8 protein-coding genes are annotated in these 11643 nt (G+C 73.2%); 4 read left to right on the top strand and 4 right to left on the bottom strand.

All coding sequences use genetic code 11. The features are described from left to right. On the top strand, window positions 1–1071 hold a 1071-nt coding region (locus IE264_RS37270; protein WP_190167891.1), incomplete at its 5' end, for a DUF2637 domain-containing protein. Window positions 1072–1153: 82 nt separating this feature from the next. Here IE264_RS37270 and lysS read toward each other — a convergent pair. After that, window positions 1154–2920: a lysine--tRNA ligase gene (gene lysS / locus IE264_RS37265; RefSeq protein WP_015609279.1), complete on the bottom strand. Its 1767-nt coding sequence runs from the start codon at window positions 2918–2920 to the stop codon at window positions 1154–1156. Between the two features lie 134 nt (window positions 2921–3054). Here lysS and argS point away from each other — a divergent pair, with 134 nt between their 5' ends. Beyond that, window positions 3055–4827: an arginine--tRNA ligase gene (gene argS, locus IE264_RS37260; protein WP_015609280.1), complete on the top strand. Its 1773-nt coding sequence runs from the start codon at window positions 3055–3057 to the stop codon at window positions 4825–4827. Between the two features lie 72 nt (window positions 4828–4899). Here the strand turns inward: argS and IE264_RS37255 are convergent, their stop codons facing one another. Together IE264_RS37255 and IE264_RS37250 are read right to left on the bottom strand one after the other, a co-directional pair. Further along, window positions 4900–5337, bottom strand: coding sequence for a GvpU-like protein (locus IE264_RS37255; RefSeq protein WP_015609281.1), 438 nt, complete (start codon window positions 5335–5337; stop codon window positions 4900–4902). A gap of 78 nt (window positions 5338–5415) precedes the next feature. Continuing rightward, on the bottom strand, window positions 5416–6669 hold the full coding sequence (locus tag IE264_RS37250) for a phospholipase D-like domain-containing protein (RefSeq protein ID WP_190167890.1): 1254 nt from the start codon (window positions 6667–6669) through the stop codon (window positions 5416–5418). 326 nt (window positions 6670–6995) lie between these two features. On the opposite strand from IE264_RS37250, the gene IE264_RS37245 reads away from it, so the two are divergent. Both IE264_RS37245 and IE264_RS37240 read left to right on the top strand, forming a co-directional pair. Then, window positions 6996–8897: a CoA transferase gene (locus IE264_RS37245; protein ID WP_032760884.1), complete on the top strand. Its 1902-nt coding sequence runs from the start codon at window positions 6996–6998 to the stop codon at window positions 8895–8897. After that, on the top strand, window positions 8894–10048 hold the full coding sequence (locus IE264_RS37240) for an acyl-CoA dehydrogenase family protein (protein ID WP_015609284.1): 1155 nt from the start codon (window positions 8894–8896) through the stop codon (window positions 10046–10048). Before IE264_RS37245 ends, IE264_RS37240 begins: the two co-directional genes overlap by 4 nt. 53 nt (window positions 10049–10101) lie before the next feature. Here IE264_RS37240 and IE264_RS37235 read toward each other — a convergent pair whose 3' ends face one another. Then, window positions 10102–11517, bottom strand: a complete 1416-nt coding sequence (locus IE264_RS37235) for a helix-turn-helix domain-containing protein (protein WP_032760900.1) — start codon at window positions 11515–11517, stop codon at window positions 10102–10104. Window positions 11518–11643: the final 126 nt, after the last annotated feature.

The raw sequence follows: 11643 nt of genomic DNA, 5'->3' as shown, positions 1-11643 counted from the left end.
ACGGCCGACAAGCACATGGAGGGCGTGCGCCTCACCCGCTGGCTGCTCTCCCCCATACCGACGTTCAAGCTGTGGCGGCGCATGAAGCTCTGGGAGCTGCGCAGTTACGAGCAGGTCATCAAGCTCGAACAGGAGCGGCTGATCTACCAGGCCCGCCTCCAGGCCCGGTTCGGCCGCAACTGGCGCCGCAAGGCCCCGGTCGAGTCGATGATGCCGCTGCGGCTGGCGAAGTACGGCGTCCCGCTCGCCGAGACCGCCCCGGCCGGGCTCGCCGCCGCCGGCATCGAGCCGGCCCTGCTGCCGCCCGCCCCGAAGGCCGAACTGCCCTACGGGCCGCAGCGGGAGCAGGGCCGGGAGCACGGGCACGAGCTGGGCCGCGAGGAGCGGGAGCCCCAGCAGGAGCAGGCCCATCAGCACCCGCAGCAGCAGCCGATGTCGCTCCGGAAGCAGGCGCCCCAGCCCCAGCCCCACCACTCCCGGCTTCAGCAGCAGGAGCAGCAGCAGGCGTTGGAGGCCCCGCAGGTCCCGCCCACCCACGACAGCCCCTGGTTCGCCGCCCAGAAGCTTCCCGAGGCCCCGCACGCGAGCGCGTACGACCCGCTCCACGCCGAGGGCCTGGAGCCGACGCCCGCCGCCGTCCCCCTGGGCCCCGGCCGCACCCGCCCGCTCGGCAACGTCGGCACGATCGGCGCGGTCCCGCACCCCCGCCGCGAGGAACTCCGCGAGGAGCCCCACGCGGGCCCGGAGCCCGTACAGCAGGGGGAGCCCGTACAGCCCGTGCAGCAGGCCGCCGACGAGGAGCCGCCCGCCGTGCCCGCTCCCGGCCCCGAGGACGCGCCGCAGCTGGAGGAGTGGTCCCAGGAGGACAACGACTTCGCCGACCGCGCGTACGAGGAGTTCAGCGCGTACACGGACGAGGTGGGTGAGTACCCGAACATCGAGGCCCTCGACATCCACCTGGCCGACCGGCGCAATGTGCACCACCCGCGCTCGACGCAGCTGCTCCAGGACCTGATGCCGCAGTTCAAGGACCTCTACGCGCAGCGCGCGACGGCCGACCAGAGCGCCTGAGCCGGAACGTACGGACGTACGGAAAGGGCCGCCGCCCGGGGAAGATTCCCGGGCGGCGGCCCTTTTCGTACGTACGGCGGTGCTACGCGCCCAGCAGTCGGCGCACCCGGTCCGCCCCCACCGCGAGCAGCAGCGTGGGCAGGCGGGGCCCCGTGTCGCGGCTGACGAGCAGCCGGTAGAGCAGGGCGAAGAAGGACCGCTGGGCGGCCTTCAGCTCGGGCGTCGGCTTGGCGTCCGGCTCCAGGCCCGCCAGCACCTTCGGTACGCCGTAGACGAGCGTGGTGAGCCCGTCCAGCGACCAGTGCGAGTCCAGCCCCTCCAGGAGGAGGCGCAGCGACTCGCGGCCCTGGTCGTCGAGCGAGCCGAGGAGCTCCTTGTCGGGCTCGTCGCGGACGATGGTGCGGGCCTCGGCCGGGACCTGGGTGGTGATCCAGTTCTCGGCGCGGTCGAGGCGCGGGCGCGCCTCGTCCAGCGAGGTCAGCGGGTTCTCCGGGTCGAGCTCGCTGAGGATGCGCAGGGTCTGGTCCTCGGCGCCGGCGGTGATGTCGGCGACCGAGGCGAGCGTCCGGTACGGCAGCGGGCGCGGGGTGCTCGGGAGCTCCCCGGCCGCGGTGCCGATGGCCCGGGCGTACGCGGCGGCGTCGGCGGGCAGCACCGTGCCGTCGGCGACCTTGCGGCCCAGCGAGTCCCACTCGTCGTACAGCCGCTGGATCTCCTGGTCGAAGGCGATCTTGAACGACTGGTTGGGCCTGCGGCGGGCGTAGAGCCAGCGCAGCAGCGGCGCCTCCATGATCTTCAGCGCGTCGGCCGGGGTGGGCACCCCGCCCTTGCTGGAGGACATCTTGGCCATGCCGGAGATGCCGACGAAGGCGTACATGGGCCCGATGGGCTGCACGCCGTCGAAGACCTCGCGGACGATCTGGCCGCCGACGACGAAGGAGGAGCCCGGCGAGGAGTGGTCGACGCCGCTGGGCTCGAAGATCACACCCTCGTACGCCCAGCGCATCGGCCAGTCGACCTTCCAGACCAGCTTGCCGCGGTTGAACTCGTTGAGCCGGACCGTCTCGGCGAAGCCGCACGCCGAGCAGGTGTAGTTCAGCTCGGTGGTGTCGTCGTCGTAGGAGGTGACGACGGTGAGGTCCTTCTCGCAGTTGCCGCAGTACGGCTTGTACGGGAAGTAGCCCGCGCTGTTGCCGCTGCCGTCGTCCTCGTCGGCGGCGCCGGAGCCCTCGGCGGCCTCCAGCTCGGCCTCGTCGACCTTCTTCTGCTGCTGCGGCTTCTTCTTCTGGGACGCGGAACCGGCCGCCGGGTCCTTCTTGGTGCGGTAGCGGTCGAGGACGGCGTCGATGTCACCGCGGTGCTTCATCGCGTGCAGGATCTGCTCGCGGTAGGTCCCCGCGGTGTACTGCTCCGTCTGACTGATTCCGTCGTACTCGACGCCCAGCTCGTCCAGGGCCGCCGTCATGGCGGCCTTGAAGTGCTCGGCCCAGTTCGGGTGGGAGGAGCCGGCCGGGGCGGGCACCGAGGTCAGCGGCTTGCCGATGTGCTCGGCCCAGGACGCGTCGACGCCGGGGACCCCGTTGGGGACCTTCCGGTAGCGGTCGTAGTCGTCCCAGGAGATCAGGTGGCGCACGGTGAGGCCCCGGCGGCGGATCTCGTCGGCGACCAGGTGCGGGGTCATGACCTCGCGGAGGTTGCCGAGGTGGATCGGGCCCGACGGGGAAAGCCCGGAGGCGACGACGACCGGTTTGCCAGGCGCACGACGCTCCGATTCGGCGATGACATCGTCCGCGAAGCGGGAGACCCAGTCGGTCTCGGTGCTGGTCTGACTCTCGGCCACGGTCGGCACGTCCTTCTCTCGTCTGTCGGTCCCAGTGGGTTACCGACCATTCTCCCAGCTACCCCCCGTAGCGCGAAAACGGCTTTACGCCCCGTGGGATACTGGGGAGATCCCTTGTACCCCTACGGAAACGGCAGCCAGCCATGGCCTCGGTCCCTTCCCTCGCTTCCACGCTCCAGCAGCAGCTGGCGGACGCCCTGACGGCAGCTCTGCCGGATGCCGGCACCGCGGACCCGCTGCTGCGCCGAAGCGACCGGGCCGACTTCCAGGCCAACGGCATCCTGGCGCTCGCCAAGAAGCTCAAGGGCAACCCCCGGGAGCTGGCAGGCCAGGTCACCGCCGCCCTCCCGGCGGGTGAGCTGATCCAGGACATCGAGGTCTCCGGCCCCGGCTTCCTCAACATCACGCTCGCGGACAGGGCGATCGTCGAGACGCTGGCCGCCCGGGCCGCCGACACCGAGGGCCGCCTCGGCGTGCCGGTGGACGCGGCGGCCGGGACCACGGTCATCGACTACGCCCAGCCGAACGTGGCCAAGGAGATGCACGTCGGCCACCTGCGGTCGGCGGTCATCGGTGACGCGATGGTCCGGATCCTGGAGTTCACCGGCGAGAGCGTGGTCCGGCGCCACCACATCGGCGACTGGGGCACCCAGTTCGGCATGCTCATCCAGTATCTGATCGAGCACCCGGGCGCCCTGAAGCACGAGGGTGACGCGGCGGACGGCGAGGCGGCGATGTCGACGCTGAACCGGGTCTACAAGGCGTCGCGTGCGCTGTTCGACTCCGACGAGGAGTTCAAGGCGCGCTCGCGGGACCGGGTGGTGGCCCTCCAGGCCGGGGACCCCGAGACGCTGGAGCTGTGGCAGGGCTTCGTCGACGAGTCGAAGATCTACTTCCACTCCGTCTTCGACAAGCTCGACATGGAGGTCCGCGACCCCGACATCGTCGGTGAGTCCGGCTACAACGACATGCTGGAGGAGACCTGCCGGATCCTGGAGGAGACGGGCGTCGCCGTCCGCTCCGAGGGTGCGCTGTGCGTCTTCTTCGACGATGTGCTGGGTCCTGACGGCAACAAGGTCCCGCTCATCGTGAAGAAGACGAACGGCGGTTACGGCTACGCGGCCACCGACCTCTCCGCGATCCGCGACCGGGTGCAGAACCTCAAGGCCGACACCCTGCTGTACGTGGTGGACGCCCGGCAGTCGCTGCACTTCAAGATGGTCTTCGAGACGGCCCGCCGGGCGGGCTGGCTCAACGAGGACGTGCAGGCCGTGCAGCTCGCGTTCGGCACGGTCCTGGGCAAGGACGGCAAGCCGTTCAAGACCCGTGAGGGCGAGACCGTGCGGCTGGAGGACCTCCTCGACGAGGCGGTCTCCCGGGCCACGGCTGTCGTCCGGGAGAAGGCCGAGAAGGTCGGGCTCTCCGAGGACGAGATCGTGGAGAACGGCCGGTACGTCGGCATCGGGGCCGTGAAGTACGCGGACCTGTCGACCTCCGCCGTACGGGACTACAAGTTCGACCTCGACCAGATGGTGTCGCTCCACGGCGACACGTCGGTCTACCTCCAGTACGCGTACGCCCGGATCCAGTCGATCCTGCGCAAGGCGGGCGACGCGGTTCCGGCCGCCCACCCGGAGCTGGCGCTGGCCCCGGCGGAGCGCGCGCTCGGCCTGCACCTGGACCAGTTCGGCGAGGTCCTCGGCGAGGTCGCCTCGGGGTACGAGCCGCACAAGCTGGCCGCGTACCTGTACCAGCTGGCGTCGCACCTGACCACGTTCTACGACCAGTGCCAGGTGCTCAGCCCGGACAACGCACCCGAGGTCGTCGAGAACCGGCTCCTCCTGGTGGACCTCACCGCCCGGACCCTGCACCAGGGCATGGAGCTGCTCGGCATCCGGACGCCCGAGCGGCTCTGACCCCGAGCGGCTGTACGCAGGTCGGCCCCGGCACCTTTCACAGGTGCCGGGGCCGACCCCGTACGTACGACGTCACTGAGGGCGCCCCAGCGCCCACCCCGACACGTCCGAGAGCCGGCCGCGCCACAGCGGCAGCGAGACCGCGCTGATGGCCCCGCCGAGCAGCGTCACGTCCCGCAGGTGGATCCAGCGCGGCAGCCGGGCCGTCTCCGCGTCCTCCTGGCCGTGCAGCTCCCGTACGCCCTGGTCGACCGTCTCGGGGAACTCGGCGAGCAGATTGGCGCCCTCGCCCTCGACCTGGCGCAGGCTCCTGGCCCACTCGGCCTTCCACTGCTCGTGCCCGATCACATCGCCGTGCAGGAGGCCACCGGGGTGAGTGAGGGTGAGGGGCAGGCTGGAGCGCGGATCCTCGTCCAGGAGCTGGATGAGCAGCTGGAGCTGGAGGTCGGGCAGGGGCTCGGTGATCACCGCGGCTGCCGGTGCCGGAGAGGTGTCGGCTGAGACGCTCATGGGCCCTTCCCTTCACAAGACGGACGCTGCTCCCCCCGCCTGCCCGGTCAGCCCCCGGGCACACGCACGAATACCGGCCTAGAGGTAGCGGCGGATCGGCACGACGGCCGCCTCCCGCACCCGCTGGAGGACATCGCGCCGCTTCCACCGGCCGCGTTCGATCAGGACGCTCTTGTCCCGGTCCTCGTCGAAGTGGCCGTCGAGCGCGGCGGTGAAGTCGCAGTCCATGACCGCGAGCATGACCTCCTCGTCGTGGTCGAGGGAGCGCCGGTTGAAGTTGGTGGAGCCGATGAGGGAGGCGATCCGGTCGATCGTGACGCTCTTGGTGTGCATCATCGTCGGCTGGTACTGGTAGATCTTCACCCCGCAGGCGGTCAGCTCCTCGTAGTGGCGCTGACCGGCGAGCTGGCAGACCCGCTTGTCGGTGTGCGGGCCCGGCAGCAGGATCTCGACCTCCACACCGCGCCGGGCGGCGGCGCAGAGCAGACCGGTGAAGTAGTCGTCGGGCGCGAAGTAGGCCGTGGTCAGGCGGATGCGCTCCTCGGCGGATTCGAGGACGACCCGCATCAGGGTCTGCATGTCCTGCCAGCCGAAGGACGACGAACCGCGCACGACCTGGACGACGGCGTCACCGTGGCGGTCGCTCGCCACGAACCGGTCGCGGTCGTCGAACAGCTCCTCCTGGCACTCGGCCCAGTTCTGCGCGAACGCGGCGGCCAGTCCGTCGACCGCGGGCCCGCGGACCTGCACATGGGTGTCGCGCCACTCGTTCTCGTTGCGCGCGTCGCCGCACCACTCCTCGGCTATCCCGACGCCACCGGTGAACGCGGTGGACTCGTCGGTGATGAGGACCTTGCGGTGGCAGCGGTGGTTCTGCTTGAGGGGCGAGAGGTAGAGCGGCTTGCGGAACCAGGCCACCGTCACCCCGGCCTCGTCCATCATGTCCAGCTGGTCCTTCTCGATCAGCCGGGACCCGAAACCGTCCAGCAGCAGGCGGACCCGGACGCCGGCCCGCGCCCGGTCGGCGAGCGCCTCGGCGAACTCCTGCGCGATGTCACCCCGCCAGTAGACGAAGGTCATCATGTCGACGGTGTGCTCGGCGCCCCGGATCGCCTTCAGCATCGCACCGAAGATCTCGTCGCCGTTGCGCAGCGGGACAAGCGCGTTGCCCTCGGTCGCCGCGATCCCGATCAGCCGCTCCAGCCTGCGTCTGAGCCGCTGGGAGCGCTCCTCGCAGACGCGCGGGTCGAGTTCTTCCTGTGCACGCGGTTCCGTGCTGCGGTCGCTCGGGTCCTGGTCGGCTCGTTCGGAGGCTTGGGCTATGCCGGACATCGGTCACCTGGGGGTACGGGGGTGGGGCGGCCCACCGACCGGCACTGCCGCACCGGCGCGGGCCGCCAGGGCCTCGCAGACTGTACTCCCGGCTGCGGGCAGGGCTCAGCCCCTGTCGTACGGATCACGCCGCGCCCGACCCGGCTCCCCGGCCCTCAGGCGGTCCAACTCCTCCCCCGCGTGGGCCGATCCGGCCGAGATCACGCCAATCACGGTTCCTTATGACTATGGTTAGCCTAACCTAACTAACAGCCCGTCTCCGGTCGTCCGAACCGCGCCGCCCCCCGCCCCCGGACACCCACCACCGGACCACCCCGGAGGACCCGTTGACATCCGCGCCACCGCTCTCCCCGCTCACCACCAGCGAGGCCCTCCCGCTCGACGGCCACCTGGTCCACCTGCCGCCAGCCCCGCCCGCCGGCCTCGCCACCGCGACCGAGGTCGTCCGCGACCACCTCACCCGGCTCGGCGCCCGGTTCGGCCCCGGCTCGGGGCCCTGGCACGGGAGCGGGAGCACGGCCCCGGTGCGCGACCGGTACGCCACGGCCGGCCCGGAGACCGTCATCGGCCTCGGCGGACCGCACAACGCCCCGGGCACGGACCTGATCCTGCGGGGCTGGCCCGCCGGGGACCCGACACCGTTCGACGAGACCACCGCCCAGGCCGCCACCGGGCTCATGGCCCTCCACGGCCGGGCCAACGGCGGCCCGCGCCCGCTCGGCACCGACTACCTGGGCACCCTCGCCGGAACCGTCGCCACCCAGGCCCTGCTGGCCGCCGCCCTCTCCGGACTGCGTGGCACCCCGGTCCGCACGGCCCGGGTCGGCGTGGCGCAGGCGGCACTCTTCTCCCTCGGGCCGTACGTGGCCGCCGCGACGGCCGGGGACGAGCCGGAGGAGGTCCCGAGCCCGCCCTACCGCCGCACGGCCCGGCCGCCGTTCGTCTCGGCGGACGGGGTGCGGTTCGAGGTGGAGGCGCTGGAGGTGCAGCCCTGGCGCGACTTCTGGAAGGCGGCCGGCGCCCCCGCCAAGGACATCGCCAACAGCTGGCGCGCATTCGCCTCCCGCTCCGCCCGCGCCGCGTCCCCCCTGATCACGACGCTCGCCCAGTGCGCGGCCCGCCACCGCTTCGCCGAGCTGCTCCTCCTCGCCGAGCGGACCGGAATGGCCGTCTGCGCCCTGCGCACCCTCGCGGACCGGCGCGCCGACAGCGACGTACGGTACGACGACGACCCCTGGGAGCTGCGCGAACTCCCCCGGGACGACGGCCTGCCGACACCCCCGTACCCGGCCGCCCGCCCCCGCCCCGGCTCCCTCCCGCTCCCCCTCACCGGCCTCACCGTCGTCGAGTCCACCCGGCACGTCCAGGGCCCGCTGGCCACCTCCGTGCTCCGGGCGCTCGGGGCCCGCGTGATCCGGATCGAACAGCCCGGCGGCGACCCTTCGCGCGGGGCGGCACCCCTGGCGGGCGGGGTCTCGGCCCGGTTCGCGGTGCTCAACGCGGGCAAGGAGGTCCGCGAGACCGACATCCGTACGGCGGCGGGGCGCCGCGCGGTCGCGGAGACCGTAGCGGAGGCTGACGTCTTCCTGCACAGCTGGGCCCCGGGGGAGGCGGCCCGCCTCCGGCTCGACGAGGAGGACCTGGCCCGCGTCCGCCCCGGGCTGATCTACGCCTGGGCCTCCGCCTGGGACCGCGCACCCGACGGACCCCGCCCGCCGGGGACGGACCCCATGGTCCAGGCGTGGTCGGGCGTCGCCGACACCGTACGGACCCCGGACGGGAACCCGGCCCCCTCCCTGGTGACCCTGCTGGACCTGCTGGGCGGCCATGTCGCGGCCGAGTCCGTCCTGGCGGCCCTGCTGGCCCGGGAGTCCGGCGCGGCGACCGGGCGCCTGCGCGTCGACTCGTCGCTGCTCGGGGCCTCCCGGGTCCTGCTGCGGCCCCTGCTGCGCGGCCTGGACGAGGGCCCGGGGACCCCGCCGCCGGCGGCCGGTTCCGTCACCCCGACCGCCGACGGCCTGATCGCGGTCGGGGCAGCGGCCACAACGACCCCCGCCGAATTCGCCGCCGCCCCCTCCGCCGCCTGGCTGGGGCGCCTCCACGCGGCCGGGATCCCCGCCCGCGAAGTGGTCACCGACCTCGCCGCACTCCCCCGGGACCCCGCGCTCTCCGCGTACTTCACCCACGACGGCTGCGCCCGGCCCACACCCCCCTGGAGCTTCTCGTGATCGCCGCCACCACCTCCGTACCGGCCCCGGAAGGTCCGCGGGACACCGAGGACGGCCCCCGCCCGACCCTCTCGCACGACGAGGCGGTCGCCGCCGCCCGCGCGATCGCCCCCCGCCTCGGGGCCTACGCGGCCGAGGCCGACCGACTGCGCACCCTGCCGGAGGAGGCCGTACGCCTCCTGGACGACGCCCGCCTCCTCGACGTCCTGACCCCGCGCCTCTGGGGCGGCAGCGGCCTCGGCTTCGCCACCGCCCTCCTCACCACGGAGGAGCTCTCCCGGGGCTGCGCCTCGGTGGGGTGGCTGCGCGCGGTCATGGGCGGCAACACCTGGACCGTCGCCCAGTTCCCCGTGGAGGCACGCCAGGAGGTGTTCTCCGCGCCCTCCAGCCGGGTCGCCCTGCAACTGCGGCTCGCCGGACCGCCCGCCCGACGGGTGCCGGAGGGCTATCTGCTGCGCGGGATGTGGGGGCGCTTCTGCTCCGGCATCGACCACGCCGAGTGGATCGTCGCCGGGGTGAGCGCCCCGCCCGCCCCCGGAGCCGAACCGGAACCGCACGTCGTGCTCCTGCCGCAGCAGCGGACCGTGGGCATCGACGACTGGCACACCAGCGGCCTGCGCGGCACGGGCAGCCGTTCCTTCACGGTCCCCGAACTCCTCGTCCCCCACCACCGCGTGCTCCCGCTCAGCGCCCTCGACCCCGTCAACCCCTCACCCCACGGCCGCCCCAGGACGACCCCGTACCGCATGGCGTTCGCCGCCGTCGGCACGGTGGCGCTCGCGGGCGTCCTCCTGGGCGCGGCACGGGCGGCCCTGGACGCCTACGCGGGCTCCCCCGGCGGAGTCTCGGGGCTGGACGTGTCCGGGCTCACCGCCACGGTCGACACCGCACGGGCGCTGCTCCTCGCCGACCTGGACGTCCTCGCCGCCTCCTCCGCCCCGGGCGGCACCCCGGAGGAGCGGGCCCGGATGCGCCGGGACATCGCGTACGCGGGAACGCGGTGCCGGGAGGTCGTCAACGCGGTGTACGAGGCGTCCGGTTCGGCCGTGATCTACGACGACGCGCCGGTCCAGCGGATCTGGCGCGACGCCAACGCGGCGGCCCAGCACCCCACGTTCGACCTCCGCCGCTGGGGCGCGTCCCCCGCCTGAGGGGCCCTGGGACGGGGGCCGGCCGCTGCCACGGACAGCGGCCGGCCCCTCCCTCAACCTGCCTGGTACGGCTCCCACTTCACCTCGTCGTTGCCGTACGTGTACATCGGCCGCCCCCGCATCCCGCTCGTCCGGAACGGCTTCCCCCGGTCGTCGATCCGCAGCATCCCCTCACGCCCGCCGCTGCTCCACTTCAGCTCCAGGTACCAGCTGACGTCGTACCCGGTGGTCTTCATGTCGAGGTTGAAGACCTCCACGTCCTCGGACGACACCTTGAACGGGAAGTGCACGGCCGGGATCACCCGGTCGCCCTGCGTCCCCGGCACCGGAGTGACGACCGGGTGCCCGGCATCCAGGTCGGAGGCGAAGGTCTGCGGCGCGATGCCGCTGCCGCAGCCGTTGCCCATCAGGTACGCCGACCAGGGCAGCGGAGCCTTGCGGGACAGCACCCGCACATACAGGCCCTTCAGGACGACCGCCTCGCGCGAGGTGCCCTGCACGGTCAGCTGGAGCAGCATGTTCCCGGCGTCCACCCCGCCGTACGACCGGGCCCAGCCCCGCCGGTCCTGCGGCGGGGGCGGCGGAGCCACCCCTTCCGGCCCCCGGTCCAGCAGGTAGAACTGGCCGCAGGGCTCGGCCCAGTTGTACGAGGAGATGGTGACGGCCGGCGGGGCACCGAGGCCGGTGGCGGTGCCGCCCTGGGACCGCTCGGTACCGGAGCCGCCGGGTGCGCCGGGTGCATCGGGCTCCGCGGAGGGCCCGTCCGACGGCCCGTCGGAGGACGCGGACGGGGAAGCGCTCGGGGAGGGGGAGGCCGGGGCCCCGGAGGTGCGGGAGACGGTCGGGGCAGGGGGAACGGAGGCGTCCCCGGCCGCGTGGTCGGCCCGGTCCGGAGCGCCCGCGCCGCCCTCCGCCCGCGACCCGACGAGAGCGGTGGCGACGACGGTGGTGGGCACGAGGAGGGCGGCGACCCCGGCGGCGGCGATGAGCACCCGCGTACGCCGGGAGAGCCGGGCCCACGGGGAGCGGCTGCCGCCCGGGGCGGTGACGACGACGGGAGGCTCGGGCTCCGGCGCGGGGAGGGGCGCCGGGGCGGTCTCCGGTGCCGACACGGGTGCGGGTGCCGGTGCCGACACGGGTGCGGGTGCCGGTGCCGGTGCCGCCGGAACCGGAACCGCCGCTCCCGCCACCGCTGCCGCCGGCCCCGCCCCCGCAGGCCGCCGCCGGGCCGCGTCCGCCACGATCCACCGCCGGTGCACCTCCACCAGCTCGTCGCCCACCGCCCCGCACAGCCGTGCGAACCGCTCGACGGGGGCGTACTCGTTGGGCACGGCGTCACCGTTGCAGTACCGGTGGAGCGTCGACGTACTGACGTGCAGTCTCCCGGCCAGTACCCCGTAGCTACGCCCCGAACGGTCCTTCAGTTCCTTCAGCAGGGCCGCGAAATGCTCGGCCTCAGGCGTCGCCACGACGGCGTTCCCCTCCCTCATCCGTCCCGGAACGGCGTTCCAGGGACACGGAATTCCCGCAGGTCACCGTATGCGTAGACGTTCCAGCATCCCCAATGGTTCGCCAGGCGTTGCGGCCGGAATCAG

The organism is Streptomyces microflavus (assembly GCF_014650075.1).
Classification (GTDB): Bacteria; Actinomycetota; Actinomycetes; order Streptomycetales; family Streptomycetaceae; genus Streptomyces; species Streptomyces microflavus.
The sequence above is the reverse complement of the archived record's forward strand: the minus strand, read 5'-3'. Positions and strand labels throughout refer to the sequence as shown.